16 protein-coding genes and 1 other RNA gene are annotated in these 16,961 nt (G+C 52.6%); 10 read left to right on the forward strand and 7 right to left on the reverse strand.

Going from position 1 to position 16,961, the window contains the following annotated elements; genetic code table 11:
- Positions 1-13 precede the first annotated feature (13 nt).
- Positions 14-1,306, forward strand: coding sequence for an alginate lyase family protein (locus GZ59_RS01690; RefSeq protein ID WP_039289624.1), 1,293 nt, complete (start codon positions 14-16; stop codon positions 1,304-1,306).
- Between the two features lie 143 nt (positions 1,307-1,449).
- On the opposite strand, the gene dolP is transcribed toward GZ59_RS01690, so the two are convergent.
- The 4 genes from dolP to GZ59_RS01710 are packed head-to-tail and all read right to left on the reverse strand — an operon-like array spanning position 1,450 to position 5,037.
- A complete protein-coding gene (gene dolP, locus GZ59_RS01695) occupies positions 1,450-2,022 on the reverse strand; it encodes a division/outer membrane stress-associated lipid-binding lipoprotein (protein WP_011091951.1) in 573 nt (190 codons plus the stop codon).
- Between the two features lie 11 nt (positions 2,023-2,033).
- The gene (diaA, locus tag GZ59_RS01700; protein WP_011091952.1) at positions 2,034-2,624 is read right to left on the reverse strand and encodes a DnaA initiator-associating protein DiaA; all 591 of its coding nucleotides are present in this window, start codon (positions 2,622-2,624) and stop codon (positions 2,034-2,036) included.
- Positions 2,625-2,665: 41 nt separating this feature from the next.
- Positions 2,666-3,022 (reverse strand): YraN family protein, encoded by a 357-nt coding sequence (locus GZ59_RS01705; RefSeq protein ID WP_173361618.1) that lies wholly within the window; start codon positions 3,020-3,022, stop codon positions 2,666-2,668.
- Positions 3,019-5,037, reverse strand: a complete 2,019-nt coding sequence (locus GZ59_RS01710) for a penicillin-binding protein activator (protein WP_039289628.1) — start codon at positions 5,035-5,037, stop codon at positions 3,019-3,021. The genes GZ59_RS01705 and GZ59_RS01710 overlap by 4 nt, the downstream gene beginning before the upstream one ends.
- Before the next feature lie 61 nt (positions 5,038-5,098).
- Between GZ59_RS01710 and rsmI the strand changes: the two genes are divergently transcribed.
- From rsmI to ygiD, 3 genes are all read left to right on the forward strand, one after another.
- On the forward strand, positions 5,099-5,986 hold the full coding sequence (rsmI, locus tag GZ59_RS01715; protein ID WP_039289631.1) for a 16S rRNA (cytidine(1402)-2'-O)-methyltransferase: 888 nt from the start codon (positions 5,099-5,101) through the stop codon (positions 5,984-5,986).
- A 25-nt stretch (positions 5,987-6,011) separates the two neighbouring features.
- Positions 6,012-6,390: RNase P RNA component class A (gene rnpB, locus GZ59_RS22470), an RNA gene on the forward strand.
- Between the two features lie 221 nt (positions 6,391-6,611).
- A complete protein-coding gene (gene ygiD, locus GZ59_RS01720; protein ID WP_039289636.1) occupies positions 6,612-7,397 on the forward strand; it encodes a 4,5-DOPA-extradiol-dioxygenase in 786 nt (261 codons plus the stop codon).
- Between the two features lie 68 nt (positions 7,398-7,465).
- On the opposite strand, the gene GZ59_RS01725 is transcribed toward ygiD, so the two are convergent.
- The 3 genes from GZ59_RS01725 to tolC form a co-directional block, all read right to left on the reverse strand.
- On the reverse strand, positions 7,466-8,626 hold the full coding sequence (locus GZ59_RS01725) for a glutathionylspermidine synthase family protein (RefSeq protein WP_011091958.1): 1,161 nt from the start codon (positions 8,624-8,626) through the stop codon (positions 7,466-7,468).
- Between the two features lie 11 nt (positions 8,627-8,637).
- The gene (locus GZ59_RS01730; RefSeq protein ID WP_039289639.1) at positions 8,638-9,312 is read right to left on the reverse strand and encodes a DUF1190 family protein; all 675 of its coding nucleotides are present in this window, start codon (positions 9,310-9,312) and stop codon (positions 8,638-8,640) included.
- A gap of 270 nt (positions 9,313-9,582) precedes the next feature.
- Positions 9,583-10,977: an outer membrane channel protein TolC gene (gene tolC / locus GZ59_RS01735; protein WP_039289643.1), complete on the reverse strand. Its 1,395-nt coding sequence runs from the start codon at positions 10,975-10,977 to the stop codon at positions 9,583-9,585.
- Between the two features lie 336 nt (positions 10,978-11,313).
- Between tolC and nudF the strand changes: the two genes are divergently transcribed.
- The 6 genes from nudF to GZ59_RS01765 all read left to right on the forward strand — a co-directional run bounded on the left by nudF (position 11,314) and on the right by GZ59_RS01765 (position 16,940).
- Positions 11,314-11,946, forward strand: a complete 633-nt coding sequence (nudF, locus tag GZ59_RS01740; protein WP_039289646.1) for an ADP-ribose diphosphatase — start codon at positions 11,314-11,316, stop codon at positions 11,944-11,946.
- Between the two features lie 4 nt (positions 11,947-11,950).
- Positions 11,951-12,382, forward strand: a complete 432-nt coding sequence (locus tag GZ59_RS01745) for a DUF1249 family protein (protein ID WP_039289649.1) — start codon at positions 11,951-11,953, stop codon at positions 12,380-12,382.
- Between the two features lie 231 nt (positions 12,383-12,613).
- Positions 12,614-13,441: a 3',5'-cyclic-AMP phosphodiesterase gene (gene cpdA, locus GZ59_RS01750; protein ID WP_039289652.1), complete on the forward strand. Its 828-nt coding sequence runs from the start codon at positions 12,614-12,616 to the stop codon at positions 13,439-13,441.
- Positions 13,441-14,022, forward strand: a complete 582-nt coding sequence (gene yqiA / locus GZ59_RS01755; protein WP_011091964.1) for an esterase YqiA — start codon at positions 13,441-13,443, stop codon at positions 14,020-14,022. Before cpdA ends, yqiA begins: the two co-directional genes overlap by 1 nt.
- Positions 14,023-14,105: 83 nt before the next feature.
- Positions 14,106-16,001 carry a DNA topoisomerase IV subunit B gene (gene parE / locus GZ59_RS01760; RefSeq protein ID WP_011091965.1) on the forward strand — a complete coding sequence of 632 codons (1,896 nt, stop codon included), beginning with the start codon at positions 14,106-14,108 and terminating at the stop codon, positions 15,999-16,001.
- Positions 16,002-16,043: 42 nt separating this feature from the next.
- A complete protein-coding gene (locus tag GZ59_RS01765) occupies positions 16,044-16,940 on the forward strand; it encodes a LysR family transcriptional regulator (protein WP_039289657.1) in 897 nt (298 codons plus the stop codon).
- Positions 16,941-16,961: the final 21 nt, after the last annotated feature.

Below are 16,961 nucleotides of genomic sequence, written 5' to 3' on the forward strand. Positions count from 1 at the left end.
ATCAGGAGAAAGTATGCGGTTACGTCATTGGTCAGGTTTACTGGTTGTACTGTGTTGTATGGCCTCTGTTGCCCGAGCGGGCACAGAGCTTAAAACGTCATCCTCCGATAATCCCTACGCCTTCTTGCAACAGCCCCAGCTATCCGCAGTAAAGCAGCAGCTACAGCAGAAAACGGAAAAGCCGCAGACGCGAATGGCGTATGAGCAGCTTATTTCGGAAGCCGATCGTGCGTTGAAAATTGATAACCCTAGTGTGACGGAAAAGAAATCCACGCCACCCAGTGGTTCAAAGCATGATTATTTGAGCCTCAGCGCCTACTGGTGGCCCGATCCCGACAAAGCTGATGGTTTGCCTTGGATTCGTCGTGATGGGCAGGTAAACCCTGCCAGCAAGGATGAAGAGACCGATGGTGTCCGTCTGGCGAAATTCACCGCCCAAACGCAGGCGTTGACGCTGGCATGGTATTTCTCTGGCAAACAGGTTTATGCCGATAAGGCAATGTCGATGATCCGTACCTGGTTTATTGACCCCGCTACGCGCATGAACCCTAATCTCGATTTTGCGCAGGGCGTGCCGGGCATTGCGCCGGGCAGGGGATCGGGTGTATTGGACGGACGTTATTTTTCCACCCGTATCGTCGATTCTCTGATTATGTTGCGCCATGCTCCGGGCTGGACAGCGCAGGATGAGCAGCAAATGCAGAAATGGATGAGCGATTATCTGCACTGGCTACAGACTAGCAAGCTGGGGAAAAAAGAGGCGACTGCCAAGAACAATCACGGTAGCTGGTATACCGTACAGGTCGCGGGTATCGCCTGGTATCTGGGGAAAATCGACGTGGTGAAATCCATGGCGCAGTTGCAACGGGAAAAATTGGATCACCAGTTTCAACCAGACGGCGCTCAGCCGGAAGAGCTAGCGCGTACCCGCTCTTTTCATTACAGCTATTTTAACCTTCAGGCGATAACGGATATGGCTATCCTGGCTTCCCGTGTCGGGGAAAATATCTGGCAGTACCAAACGCCGAAAGGAAGCAGTGTGATAAAGGCGCTGGATTTTATGGCACCGTATCTGGATGAAAATAAAGCGTGGCCGCGTAAGACGATGGACAGACAAAGCAACCGTCTTATCCCTTTGTTATTGCAGGCAGATCGGGGTTTGAAAACGCTGCGTTACCAGACGCAAATCAAGCAGGCTGGCTTTGCTGAATTGCTTACTGGCGAGGCGAGTGCGCGGGATAAAGAACCGAGTCATATCAGCGTTGAAACTCGCCGCTCACTCTGGCTGCTTAATCCAGCTAAGTAGTAATTCCGTGGCACGCTGATTCCATCGGGTAAGGATACGCCTCCTCGATCCGGGATAAAAAGAGCAGAAAACAAAAAACCGCTGATTAAGATATCAGCGGTTTTTTGTTTTTAAAGCATCAACAACGTAAAGAGATAACAACGTTACTGCAGGTAGGTAAAGGCCGTTGTCACGTGCTTCACACCGCCGACCTTACTGGCGATTTCTGCGGCGGAGGTGCCTTCACGCTGTGTCACCAAACCTAACAGGAAGACTTCGCCATTTTCCGTGGTGACTTTTACGTTAGAGGATTTAACCGTGTCGCTTGCCAAGATTTGTGAGCGAACTTTGGTGGTGATCCAGGTATCCATGGAGGCGGTTCCCATTGAAACCGGAGTACCCTGACGTATTTCGTTGTAGACTTCGACCGCACCTTCCACGCCGAGGGCAATTTGCTTAGCCCGGCTTGCCATTTCGGTGCTTGGTGTCTGTCCGGTTAACAATACTTTCCCCTGATAAGCCGTCGCAATGATACGGGCATCTTTTTTCAACTGCTCGTCTTTGCTGATTGCATTCGTCACGCGGACTTCCAGTGTGCCATCGTCAACCTGCGTGCCTACCGTACGCGGATCAGTGGCTGTTTTGGTTGCCACAGCACTGCCAACAGCAACAACCCCGACACAGCCTTGTAGCAGCAGGGCGATAGACAGCACGGCAAATGCAGAACTTATCCTCATGTAGTGCTCCTTCAATCGTTCTGGTGTGGAAAAAGTGTGTTATCAATCAAATCGCACAGGCAATTTACTGTCAACATGTGCATTTCCTGAATACGGGCGCTACGGTGTGACGGGATGCGAATTTCCACATCCTGCGGCCCGAGCAACCCGGCCAGTTCTCCGCCATCGTAGCCGGTCAGCGCGACAATCGTCATGTCGCGGGTAACAGCTGACTCTACGGCCTTAACAATATCGCGGCTGTTGCCACGGGTTGAAATTGCCAGTAAGACGTCGCCTGCCTGACCTAACGCTCTGACTTGTTTGGCATAGATCTCTTCATGCAGGCGGTCATTGGCTATCGCAGTTAAGACCACATTATCTGCATTAAGTGCGATTGCCGGTAAGCTGGGGCGCTCGGCTTCAAAGCGATTAATCATGCTAGCGGCAAAATGCTGCGAATTCGCTGCCGATGTTCCGTTACCGCAGCATAGAATCTTGTTGCCGTTCAGCAGAGATTGCACCATCGCAATGGCGCCACGGGAAATGGCGTCAGGCAAGGCTTCTGCCGCTGCAATCTGCGTTTGAATACTCTCGGTAAAACAAACTTTTATTCTATCCAGCACGTTGAGTTAACCTACGTAAATTGAAATTCATCAAGGATGTATTATCCCTGTGCAGCAAAGGCATTGGGGATCCAGTTCAACTGCTCGCCCGTAATGGCCAGCACGTCAAAACGACAATCCACCGTGTCAAAGCTGGCACCTCGTTGTGCCAACCACACGGCCGCTGCATGCAGTAGCCGCTGCTGTTTGCGTCGGGTGATGCTGGCTGCCGCATCACCAAAATGTGCGTTGCGCCGATAGCGAACTTCGACAAACACCCAGATATGGCGATCGCGCATGATCAAATCCAGTTCGCCGCCGCGTAGCGTAACATTCGCGGCGGTGAAGGTCAGGCCCGCGCGTTCAAGATAGCGCCGAGCCTGTTGTTCGTAAACTGCGCCAGCCGCTCGCTGATTCAGAGAACAGGTACCAACTGACCCTGACGGTATTGCTGCCAGGTTAACTGCCGGTTGATGGTGCAATCCGGTCCGGCGCTTAACATTCCTGTTGCGCCAGAAATCTGGTGGCCCGGAATTTGGCGCATTTCACCAAAGTGGCTGGCGAGTGTCCAGGCATCCATCCCCATGGCATACAGGCGGACTAACGAGTAATCGTTTTTAAACTGGCTGCTGACCTGCTGCATCAGTGCCGGGTTCGCGCCTGCGAGCAGCGGGATATCGCTGAACTGTAAACCTTCCATTTCGAGGCGGAAGTCCGGCCCTAATCCAGCTTGGAAGCTACGTGAGCTGGCGTAGAGCGCCGGACGTGCGCGTGAGGTGGTGCGCATGTCGATCATTGGCTTAATCAGCGCGAGCTCGTCTGGTGTTGCGATGATATAGACCGCATCGATATTGCCACTGACGGACGAACTGGACGTCGGTTGAACCTGAGATGGAATGGTCAGGCCGCCGATGGTGGTGCCCGTCTGTGCCTGCTGTTGCGATACGTTAACAGGTTGACCGCTCAGGCTTAGACCCGCGCCGCTATTGATGGCCTGTTTTAACTCTGCCGTATTGCCAAAGCGCTGTTGCAGAGAGCTGGTACCGCTTTGCTGGTTCCATGCCTGAGCGAATGCGTTGACGATACGGTCGCCCAGCGCACCGCGAGGGGCTAAGACCAACGGCTGCTGTTTACCCTGCTGGTGGATAAATTTTGCCGCGTCTCTGGCTTCATCTTCCGGAGAGAGGGCGAAATAGCAGATGTTAGGACTGTTTTCGACGTGTTCCGGCTGATTCAGTGCCAAGATATTCAGCGGCGACTGGCTGTTCGCCAACTGATCCACTTCATTTTTCAGCAGCGGACCGATCACTAGCGATGCGCCATCCTGCTGTGCCTGTGTGAGAATATTGGCCAGCGGTTGTGAAGATGTGTCATACACTTTTACCGGAAGCGAACTGGACAGTCCCGCGCCTGCTGTCTGTGCTTCAGGTGCTGGTGTTGTTGATGCCACCGCCTGATCGCTGTACGGCGCAGGCGATTGAACGCTTTGTCCATCCGGTGATGTCGTTACTTGCCCGTTTTGTGTCGTGTCCGTTGCCGATGCGGCAGGGGCAGATACGGGCGCGGTGGCTATCTGACCATTCTTTGCCGCGTTAAAACCTTGCTGGATAGCATTGGCGAAAACCTGCGCCTGACCGTTAAGTGGCAACAGCAGCGCAATGCTATTTACAGATGACGGCTGATAATTGATGACCTGATTTAGCTGTGTAGGCAGTGTTTTCGCAGCAGGATGATGCGGATAACGGGTTTGCCAGTCTTGAATCGCGCTCTGTAACTGATCGGGAGATTCGCGGTTGTTCTGGTAGTTATTCAGCAAATCTACCCAGCCCTGGAGAACGTTTTCATTCGCGTTAATCAGCAGCGACCCAGACTCTTGCGGTGACATTTGCGTCAATGCCAGCCAGGTCTGATCAAGGTTTATCTGATGTTCGTCGCCTTTCAGCAGCGGCTCCTGAGAGATGTAGGCCCGCAGCAGCTCAATGGAGGGACGCCCTTGTGCCGTTTTGATCTGCGTCTGGTAGTAACGCTGTTTTTGCGGATCGGAAAGCGCGCCGACATCAAGCTGGCTCAGCGCTGCTTTGGCCGCATCCATATTGTTTTGGGTGACGGACAGTTCCGCACTGAGTAACTGCTGCTCTTGCTTCTGCGCCGCGCTCAGTTTTTCTGGCAGGGTGCTGAACTGCTGACTTGCCTGAGGGACTTTCCCTTCCTGTAGCAGGGAACGAATAGCAAGTAATTGCCAGTCAGCCTTGTTATTATCGCTACTTTGCTGCATCTGTTGCAGATAATAATCGGATGATGCGTCGGCTTTTCCCTGAACCTCGGGTGGCGGGCTCTGCGGTGCCTGACTTGGACAGCCTGCGAGAAACAGTGCCGCTAACAAAACAGGGATAGCACGCCCTGCCTGGGTACGGACGAAATGAAAGGGAAGCATACTGTATCCAGTGATTTTTTTTAAAGATGCTCAATATTAAATCGGCAACCCGGATGAAACAATGAATCAAGACCAACAAGCAGATATTTCTGCATCTACCCTCTACATTGTCCCCACGCCAATCGGCAATCTGGGCGACATCACGCAGCGTGCGCTGGCGGTATTGGCGAGCGTTGATCTGATCGCCGCAGAGGATACCCGCCATACCGGTCTGCTGTTACAACATTTTGCGATTAATGCGCGACTGTTCGCATTACATGACCACAACGAACAACAAAAAGCGGATGTGTTACTGGCTAAATTGCAGTCAGGGCAAAGTATCGCGCTGGTTTCAGATGCAGGCACGCCGCTGATTAACGACCCCGGTTACCACTTGGTTCGGCGCTGCCGAGAAGCGGGTATTCGCGTGGTACCGCTGCCTGGCGCTTGCGCGGCGATAACGGCGCTCTCCGCGTCCGGTCTGGCATCTGACCGTTTTTGCTATGAAGGTTTTCTCCCAGCCAAAACCAAAGGTCGTAAAGATAAGTTGCGTGAGCTAGGGGAAGAACCCCGTACGCTGATTTTCTACGAATCGACACATCGTCTTTTGGACAGCTTGCAGGATATCAGTGAGGTGCTGGGGGCTGAACGCTATGTGGTGTTAGCGCGCGAAATTACCAAAACCTGGGAGTCGATTCACGGCGCACCTGTGGGCGAATTGCTTGCCTGGGTGAAAGAAGATCAGAATCGGCGCAAAGGGGAAATGGTGCTGATTGTGGAAGGGCATAAAATTGATGAGAGTGTCTTGTCTTCCGAAGCTCTGCGCACGTTGGCGCTATTGCGCGTCGAGCTGCCGCTGAAGAAAGCAGCGGCGCTGGCGGCTGAAATTCACGGCGTGAAGAAAAACGCACTTTATCGCTATGGGCTGGAGCAAGAAGGTGATAGTGGTGAATCGGGGGATGACAAGTAGGGCAATTTACCCTATTATCCGCGCCGGAGTTGACCAGACAGTCGCCGCTTCACTGCCGTCCCTTTCGGGGGAGACAGGTGGAGGGGAGGAAAGTCCGGGCTCCATAGGGCAGGGTGCCAGGTAACGCCTGGGAGGCGCAAGCCTACGACTAGTGCAACAGAGAGCAAACCGCCGATGGCCCACGCAAGTGGGATCAGGTAAGGGTGAAAGGGTGCGGTAAGAGCGCACCGCGCGACTGGCAACAGTTCGTGGCACGGTAAACTCCACCCGGAGCAAGGCCAAATAGGGGTTCACATGGTACGGCCCGTACTGAACCCGGGTAGGCTGCTTGAGCCAGTGAGTGATTGCTGGCCTAGATGAATGACTGTCCACGACAGAACCCGGCTTAACGGTCAACTCCCTTCATCATAAAACCCCGCTTCGGCGGGGTTTTGCTTTATGGGGACAGGTAGGATGAATGACTGTCCACGACGTTTTTTATGAAAGAGCTGGCATGTAATATTCCTTTCAAATTAATTGATGTTCTCCATCACATAACTCTGACTTTTTCTATGCCATAAAGCGCGTAGAGTAAGGCCATCACGTGCTGTGGCACGTTCGCTAACATCTTTCAGAGGATATGACTATGAACAACACTTCCCGGATGCCTGCACTGTTCCTCGGCCACGGTAGCCCGATGAACGTGTTGGAAAGCAATGCTTATACTCAGGCATGGCAAACGCTAGGCGAGACGCTGCCGCGTCCGAAGGCAATTATTGCTGTTTCCGCCCACTGGTATACCCGTGGTACGGCTGTGACGGCGATGGAGAAACCACGCACAATCCACGATTTTGGCGGTTTCCCACAGGCGCTGTTTGATACTCAATATCCGGCACCCGGTTCGCCTGAGTTAGCGGCGAGAATCCAGCAGGTGCTGGCTCCGTATCCCGTTACTGCCGATCAAAGCCAATGGGGCTTGGATCATGGTTCCTGGGGCGTGCTGATAAAGATGTACCCGAATGCGGATATTCCCGTTGTGCAATTGAGCGTGGACGGCACGCAGCCTGCCGAGTATCACTACGAATTAGGGCGCAAGCTGGCTGCACTGCGTGATGAAGGCTTCATGATAGTGGCCAGTGGTAACGTCGTGCATAACCTGCGGATGGTGAAATGGGACGGTGACGCAGAGCCGTATCCGTGGGCCGTCTCGTTCAATCAATTTGTGCGTGATAACCTGACTTATCAGGGGGACGATCATCCGCTGGTTAATTTTATGCAGCATGATGGTGCCGCGCTATCCAACCCGACGCCCGATCACTATTTCCCGCTGCTTTATGTGCTGGGAAGTTGGGACGGCAAAGAAGCGATCAGTATTCCCGTTGATGGGCTTGAGATGGGATCGCTGAGTATGCTGTCGGTACAGGTAGGATAATCTGCTTTTTGCTTCAGAAATGAGGAGGCACGGTGAAAACCGTGCCTTGTTACTTTCAATTTTGTGACTTAATCCAGAATGGTGTGCGGATAGAAGCGCGAGAGATCCTGAGTGATCAGGGCGCGATCTTCACGTACGCCGATACCGCAAGGCTGATCGTTCACCAGCCAGCTACCAATCAGCGTGTAGCTGTCGCCGAATTTCGGCAATTGATGGTATTGCTGGACGATCATGCCTTCTTCGCCGTAAGGGCCATCGGCTGACGCAATCTCTTTTCCGTTTTCCACGATCTGAATGTTCGCCCCTTCACGTGAAAACAGCGGCTTGATGACGTAGCTGTCCAGTTTGGGGTGTTCATCTTCCGCAAAGTAAGCAGGAAGCAGATTGGGGTGATTCGGGAACATTTCCCACAGCATCGGCAGCAGCGCTTTATTGGAAATGATACTTTTCCAGGCTGGCTCCAGCCAACGCACGCCTGCATCTTCCAGCTTGGTGGAAAACACCTCACGCAGCATGAATTCCCACGGATACAGCTTGAACAGGTTACTAATTACCTGATTTTCAGGATCGGTAAACTGGCCTTTCTCTCCGAGGCCGATTTCCTCGATGTAGAGAAATTCGCTCGGCAGACCCGCTTCCAGCGCGCAATCCTGAAGATATTGCACCGTACCGCGATCTTCTTCCGTATCCTGACAGCAGGCGAAGTGCAGCAAGCCAAAGCCATGATTTAGCTTCAGCTCTTCAAAGCGTTCGATCAGCTTTTCCTGAATACTGTTGTACTGGTCAGCATTCTGCGGCAGATTTCCGGCGTTGGTTTGATCTTCCAGCCACAGCCATTGGAAAAAGGCGGCTTCATACAGCGATGTCGGCGTATCCGCATTGTTTTCTAGCAATTTGGCTGGGGATTTGCCGTCATACGCCAAGTCGAGGCGCGAATACAGCGAAGGCTGATTGGTGCGCCATGAATGTCTGACGAATTCCCAAGTGTGTTTGGGAATACGGAATTTGGTGAGCAGCGCGTCGCTACTGATGACTTTTTCCACCACTTGCAGACACATCTGGTGTAGTTCTGCCGTGGTTTCTTCCAGTTCTTCGATCTGAGCAAGCGTGAACTGGTAGTAAGCCTCTTCGCTCCAGTAGGGCTCGCCGTACATGGTGTGGAAACGAAAACCAAATTCGGTGGCTTTTTCCTGCCAGTCAGGACGCGCTGTAATATCTATCCGCTTCATTCGATACGTCCTCAGCCGCCCATGCTACGGGAAGAGCTGGAATTTGAGCTGGCGCTGCTACGTTGCATGCTGTTTTGCTTCGCTACGGTTTCACCAAAGCCACCACGCGTGATGGTGGATGTGGTTGCAGGCTTCGGTGCCAGTGCGGTTTTAGGCACGGTCACCGTGCGGCCCGTCGCCGCGTTGCCGTAGTTTTTACCGGCTGCATCAACGAATTGGCCATTGGCCGGGCTGGCTGGCGTTTTTGGACTGAATAGTGGCTGCTGTGCGAAACCGGCACCGCCACCCATCATTCGACCCATCATGTAACCGGCCATCAATGGCATCCAGGACATACCACCACTTTGTTGTGGTTCTGCTGCCATACCGGCCTGTGCAGGTGCGGGAGTTTGGGTACATTGCGCTTCGCCAAATTCTGCTACGCAGTCTTCTTTCGTTGCGTATTTTGGTGCCGTTTTTTCCGCTTCTTTTAACGCATTATTGTACGCGGTGGTGCATTGGGCAGACATTGACGGGTTGGCTGATGAACAGTCATCCGCATTCTGGTAGAGGGAGACGGTTTCATCTGTTTGTTCGCAGCCCGCGAGGAAGAATACGGCACTGACGGCCAAAGCAACAGGTGCCAGACGGTGCGTTCGCCATTCCTTGCGGAACGTTTCCTGATTAATATTTTTTGTGCGTTTCATCGTGTTTATCCCAGAGCAAAGCATCACGGCCAATAACAAATAAGTGTGCCTAAGAATAGGGGAACGTTGCTTGAATTTAAAGCGGCAATAGGTGTAACGGCAGGGGTCTTTACGTTGCTATACATTAAGTCGTGCAGCGTTTCTCCTTATGAAGAAGGAAGACGGCTCCAGCGTTCTGATGCCGTTGCGTTATTTTGTGGAAAAGAGACAGGTATAAAAAAGGGGAACCGTGGTTCCCCTGTATCGGATACTTGTCAACGCGTCTACAGATTAACGCTGCGCCGAGGCGGCCGTTGCCTGCGGGGCGGTATTGTCCGTTACGGTCGGCGTAGTGGAAACCGGCTGACCCAATGACGCATTCAGCGCTTGCAGATCGGTTTCGCTCAGCGTGCCCTGTGCGGACTTGATGTTTAACTGATTGATCAGGTAATCATAACGTGCGCTGGAGAGCTGCTGTTTGGCGTTATACAGCGTGGTGGTGGCATCCAGTACGTCAACGATGGTGCGCGTTCCTACCTGATAGCCCGCTTCCATTGCATCCAGAGAGCTTTGTGCAGACACTTCAGCCTGTTTGTAAGCGTTGATGCTGCTGATGGAGGCAGAAATATTGTTAAACGATGAACGTACCGTCTGGATAACAGAACGGTGTGCGCTTTCCAGCAGTTCACTAGAGCTAACATAGCTGTGCTGCGCCTGCTTCACCTGAGAATTGGTCGCGCCACCGCTGTAAAGCGGCAAAGTGAAGTTGATGCCTACTCTGTGTTGCCCTGCGTCGGTGTCGTTAAACGAGTTACTGTTCTGTGTTCTTGAACCCGAGTAGCGTGTATCGCTGACGCCCGTCGATGCGGTGAGATCCAGCGTCGGCATATAGCCTGTTTCGGCGGAGCGAATCTGCTCACGTGCCAAATCCTGGCTCAAACGTGCGGACAACAGGTTCAAGTTGCGGTTTTCGGCTTCTTTCAGCAGGTTGTTAACGGCTTCAGGTTTCTGGGTAGAGAAACGCTCGATGTTCAGACCAGCCAATTGCGGGTAGAAATTGCCCGTAATCTGGCGCAGTGATTCCAGCGCATTATCCAGCGTATTACGCGTCAACACTTCATTGGCTAGCACGCTGTCATATTGTGCGCGAGCATTCTGAACGTCGGTAATGGCAACCAGACCTACGTTGAAACGCTGTGTCGTTTGATCCAACTGGCGATAAATCGCCTGTTTCTGCGCATTGATGTAGGACAGTGAGTCAATAGCACGCAGCACGTTGAAATAAGCGGTCGCCGTGTTCAGCATCAGGTTCTGTTGAGCGGTCTGATAGGTTACGTCTTCAATACCGGCTTGTTTTTCCTGCAATGTCAGCGCACGCCATTTGGACATGTCGAACAGCGTCTGGGTCAATTGCAGTGAAGCACCCTTGACGTCGCTGTTGACGCCTTTGCTGTCACGGTAGCCTCTGTTGTAGGTATAGTCAGCGCCTAAACCCAACTGTGGCAACAGCGGGCTGCGTGATTCATTGATTTTTTCAAACGCGGCGTCGCGGGTTGCCGCAGAGCTGCGTAAATCAGGGTTGGTGCTTTTTGCCTGCTGGTAAACCTGTAATAGGTTTTCCGCCTGACTCATGGCGCTAAAGCCACCCAGGCTCAGACCAATAAGAAGAGGGAGCAATTTCTTCATTTGCATTCCTTGTTGTGCAGCAATCTCGCTATGGTAGCGCTGTCTATAGACGAATAATTGTCGATTCTATCAGAATCTGCCAATAGGATAAGGTAGCTGAACGTGCCATCTTTCAGCGGAATATGTCCAAATGGTCAGGTAAATTGACCTGTTGGATGATTCAGGGCGACGTTTTGCGGTTCAGTAAGGCACCGAAAAGTGATGCGATGGGCGGATATAGCCCCACGTCGCTGACGTCATGCCGAATAAACGTTCAAAAACAATGATGAGTATAATGACAGCGAATTCCGCCATACAATACCGAATTCCATTAATACTTGTTACAGGAGTATAGCCATGGCGTCTTCCGTATCCGGCCCCGTTACTTTCACCAAAGATGATGTAGAAATTATTGCACGCGAAACGCTGTACGACGGTTTTTTTTCGTTGGAGCGTTACCGCTTCCGTCATCGTCTGTTTAATGGCGGCATGAGTGGTGAAGTTAGCCGTGAAATTTTAGAGCGCGGTCACGCTGTGGTGCTTCTGCCTTACGATCCGGTACGTGATGAAGTGGTATTAATAGAACAGATTCGTATCGCCGCCTATGACACCAGCGCGTCTCCCTGGCTGTTTGAGCTGGTGGCTGGCATGATTGAGCCAGGAGAAAGCCACGAAGGCGTGGCGCGGCGTGAAGCAGAGGAAGAAGCTGGGTTAAGGGTTGGCCGCTGTAGACCGATAATCAACTATCTTGCCAGCCCCGGTGGCACTAGCGAACGTTTGGCGGTGATGGTGGGTGAAGTGGATACCCGCATGGCGAAAGGGATTCACGGTTTGGCGGAAGAAAATGAAGATATCCGCGTACATGTGGTGAGCCGTGAACAGAGCTATCAATGGGTTGAGGCGGGGATTGTTGATAACGCGGCGTCTGTCATTGCCTTGCAATGGTTGGCGTTGCACCATGAAGAACTGAAGCGCGAGTGGGTGGGTTGAATTGATGAAACGTTATACACCGGATTTCCCTGCCATGATGAGGCTATGTGAAACCAATTTCATGCAATTACGGCGTTTGCTGCCAAAAGTTGATGAAGTCGGTGAAATCGCGGTTTATCACGTCGATAATGCGGTCTACCAACTGACGATTCTTGAATCTACTCGCTATACCTCATTGGTCGAGATTAAGCAGACGGCACCCGCTGTCAGCTATTGGAGCCTGCCAATGATGAGCGTTAGGTTGTATCATGATGCGTTGGTTGCGGAAGTGTGTGCCAGCCAGCAGATCTTTCGTTTCAAAGCACGTTATGATTATCCTAATAAGAAGTTACACCAACGTGACGAAAAGCATCAAATTAATCAGTTTCTTGCTGATTGGCTAAAATATTGTTTGGCGTATGGTTCGATGTCGATACCGGTTTTTGATACCCAATAGATTTCAACGTGCAGGAAAGTGGCCGTTGAGCCATAAGGGAAACCAACGTATACCCTAAATAATTCGAGTTGCAGGAAGGCGGCGACACAGTGAATCCCCGGGAGCTTACATCAGTAAGTGACTGGGGTGAGCGAGGAAAGCCAACGCACATGCAGCTTGAAGTATGATGGGTATATTCTGCAATTTGAAAGATGACGGGTAGAGACAGATTTACGTAACCAAGGACACCATTTGGAAAGCCTGTTGACACTGCCTGTGGCGAGTGGCGCCAGAGTCAGGATTTTACAAATAACAGATACCCATCTTTTTGCGGGCGAGCATGAAACCTTGCTGGGTATCAACACCTATCGTAGCTATCACGCTGTGCTGGATGCCATCAAGGCTCGGCAGGATGCGTTTGATTTGATCGTAGCGACGGGCGATTTGGCGCAGGATCATACGCTGCAAGCCTATCATCATTTCTCGCGTGCGATTGCGCAGATTCCTGCACCTTGCGTATGGCTTCCAGGTAACCACGATTTCCAACCGGCGATGGTAGACGCGCTGGCTGACGCCGGTATTGCGCCGTCCAAACATGTGCTGCTGGGCGACAAATGGCAGATTATTCTATTGGACAGCCAAGTGTTCGGCGTCCCGCATGGTGAACTGAGTGAATACCAGCTTGAATGGTTAGAGCGTAGCCTGAAAAGCCAGCCTGAGCGCTTTACGCTGCTGCTGCTGCATCATCATCCACACCCTTCTGGCTGTACCTGGCTCGATCAACACAGCTTGCGTAACGCGCATAATTTGTCTGCGGTACTGGATCGCTATCCACAGGTGAACACCGTGCTATGTGGGCATATTCATCAAGAGATGGATTTTGACTGGCATGGCCGCCGGCTGCTGGCAACGCCATCGACCTGCGTGCAGTTCAAACCGCACTGTACCAATTTCACGATTGATAACATGGCACCGGGATGGCGCTATTTGGACCTGCTGCCAGATGGCCGTCTGGAAACTGAGGTCTACCGCCTGTCGGGCAGCGAATTCCTGCCTGACATGGATTCGGACGGTTACTAATGCCAACACTTCTTTATCTGCACGGTTTTAACAGTACCCCCCAGTCATCGAAAGCGACGGCGCTGAAAACGTGGCTGGCAGAACAGCATCCTGAAATTGACATGGTGATTCCACAGCTTCCGCCTTATCCGACGGAGGCCGCCGAGATGATGGAGTCGTTGATTATGGAACGAGCGGGTCGTCCGGTCGGTATTGTTGGCTCTTCCCTCGGTGGTTATTATGCCACCTGGCTATCCCAGTGTTTTATGCTGCCTGCCGTGGTTGTGAATCCCGCAGTGAAGCCGTTTGAACTGTTGCTGGACCATCTGGGCGAATATCAGAACCCCTACACCGGCGAACAATATGTGCTAGAGTCTCGGCACGTGTACGATCTGAAGGTCATGCAGGTTGACCGACTGGAATCGCCGGATTTGCTCTGGCTGCTATTGCAGACTGGGGATGAGGTTCTGGACTATCGTCAGGCAGTCGCGTATTACACGGCCTGCCGTCAAACTGTGGAATCAGGGGGCAATCATGCCTTTGTTGGATTTGAGCACTTTTTCACACCCATTGTGAATTTTTTAGGGCTCACGACAGACTGAACGCCGCACATGCATTGAAAAACGAATCGCCGAAAGCGGTTCGTTAAACACCATTCACTGAACTCAAAGAATTAACGCAAACTATGGCTCAATCAAGTTATAACGCTGATGCGATTGAAGTACTCAGCGGACTGGAACCGGTGCGCCGTCGTCCGGGAATGTACACCGATACCACGCGTCCTAACCATCTGGGACAAGAGGTCATAGATAACAGCGTTGATGAAGCGCTGGCGGGTCATGCACGCCGTATTGATGTGATTTTGCACGCCGATCAGTCACTCGAAGTGATTGATGATGGCCGTGGGATGCCGGTTGATATTCACCCTGAAGAGGGTGTACCCGCCGTTGAACTGATCCTGTGTCGTCTGCACGCGGGCGGCAAATTTTCCGGTAAGAACTACCAGTTTTCGGGCGGTTTGCACGGCGTAGGGATTTCCGTGGTAAACGCCCTGTCTACCCGTGTTGAAGTCACCGTCAAGCGCGATGGTCAGGTCTATGACATCGCCTTTGAAAACGGTGATAAGGTGCAGGAACTTACGGTAACAGGCACCTGCGGGCGTCGTAACACCGGTACGCGCGTGCACTTCTGGCCGGATGAGAAATTCTTCGACAGCGCACGCTTTTCGGTATCTCGTTTGACGCACTTGCTGAAGGCCAAAGCGGTCTTGTGCCCCGGTGTGGAAATCATCTTCAAAGATAAAGTGAATAACACCGAGCAGCGCTGGTGCTATTTGGATGGTCTGAACGACTACCTGTGTGAAGCGATAAATGGCCTGATCACGCTGCCGGAAAAACCGTTTCTGGGCTCGATTAGCGGTGATACGGAAGCCGTAGACTGGGCGCTGCTCTGGCTGCCAGAAGGCGGTGAACTGCTGACGGAAAGTTACGTTAACCTTATTCCTACGCCAATGGGCGGGACGCATGTTAACGGCCTGCGTCAAGGCCTGCTGGATGCGATGCGTGAATTCTGCGAATTCCGTAATATTCTGCCACGTGGCGTGAAGCTGAGCGCAGATGATATCTGGGAACGCTGCGCTTATGTGCTGTCGGTAAAAATGCAGGAACCGCAGTTTGCCGGGCAGACCAAAGAACGTCTCTCTTCCCGCCAGTGTGCTGCGTTTGTGTCCGGCGTCGTGAAAGATGCTTTCAGCCTGTGGTTGAACCAGAACGTACAGGCCGCGGAGCAACTGGCTGAGCTGGCTATTTCTAGCGCTCAACGCCGCATGCGTGCTGCCAAAAAAGTGGTGCGAAAGAAGCTGACCAGCGGACCAGCGTTACCTGGCAAGCTGGCGGATTGCACCTCGCAGGATCTCAACCGGACGGAACTGTTTCTGGTAGAAGGGGATTCGGCGGGTGGATCGGCGAAACAGGCGCGTGAACGTGAATTTCAGGCGATCATGCCGTTGAAAGGTAAGATCCTGAATACCTGGGAAGTCTCCTCCGATGAAGTGCTGGCTTCGCAGGAAGTACACGATATTTCAGTCGCTATCGGTATCGATCCCGATAGCACCGATCTCAGCCAACTGCGTTACGGCAAGATCTGTATTCTGGCGGATGCGGACTCCGATGGCTTGCACATCGCAACGCTGCTGTGTGCGCTGTTTGTCCGCCATTTCCGAGCGCTGGTTCTAGGCGGGCACGTTTATGTTGCGATGCCGCCATTGTACCGTATCGATCTGGGCAAAGAGGTTTACTACGCGCTGGATGAAGAGGAAAAAGCGGGCGTGTTGGAACAGCTTAAGCGCAAAAGAGGCAAACCTAACGTACAGCGCTTTAAAGGTCTGGGTGAAATGAACCCACCGCAGCTGCGTGAAACCACGCTGGATCCGAATACTCGCCGTCTGGTGCAGTTGACCATCAACGACGAGGAGATGGATCAAACGATGGCGATGATGGATATGCTGTTGGCGAAGAAACGCTCGGAAGATCGTCGCAACTGGCTGCAAGAGAAAGGCGATAGGGCGGAGATCGAAGTATAACGCTTTGATCAGATACCTCATCGACGGCAGGTATATTCGCTTATGAAAGTCACGCTTGAGGAACTTCAGGCTTTTGTGGTGGTGATCGACACCGGTTCGATCACGGCGGCAGCGGAACAGCTTGGGCAAACTACGTCCGGCATCAGCCGGGCGCTGCGGCGTCTGGAGGACAAGCTGGGTACGACCTTGCTGCATCGTACTACCCGGCGCCTCTCGCTTTCCGAAGAGGGCACGATGTTCCTTGAGCACGCCCGTGGTGTGATTCACGCCGTGGAGCATGCAGAAGAGCAAGTGTTGCTGCGTCACGAGCAACCGAGCGGACGGCTGCGGATCAATTCGGCTTCAGCGTTTATACAGCATGTGATTGTGCCTCTGGTGCCGGAGTTTCGTCGCCGCTATCCAAAAATCATTCTTGAACTCAACACGGATGATTTCATTATCGACTTACTGGAACAGCATATCGATATTGCCATTCGTATTGGCACACTCAAAGACTCCACCATTCATGCTCGACCGCTCGGTGCAAGCAAGCTGCGTATTGTCGCCAGCCCTGATTATCTACAACAGCATGGTACACCAGAGACGGTTGAGTCATTGGCCGATCATATTTGTCTGGGGTTTACTCAGGTGGAGTCGCTGAATCATTGGCCGCTGCGGCACGGGCTTCAGGATTTTTACCCCATCACGCCAGCGCTGTTGGCATCAAACGGTGAAATATTGCGTCAGCTTGCGTTACGAGGCGAAGGGATTGTGCGTATGTCTACCTTCCTGATTCGTGACGATTTAGCGGCGGGGCGACTGGTGCCGATCCTGACCGAGGAGACGGTAGAAGCCAGCCTGCCGGTTTACGCGGTGTATTATCGCAATAGCCAACTGGCGGCGCGTATTACCTGCTTTCTGGATTTTATGAGCGAGAAGCTAACGGAAAATCCGCTGTGAGGCGTGACTCACAGCGCTGGA

It is taken from the genome of Pectobacterium atrosepticum (assembly GCF_000740965.1).
In the GTDB taxonomy this organism is placed as follows: Bacteria; Pseudomonadota; Gammaproteobacteria; order Enterobacterales; family Enterobacteriaceae; genus Pectobacterium; species Pectobacterium atrosepticum.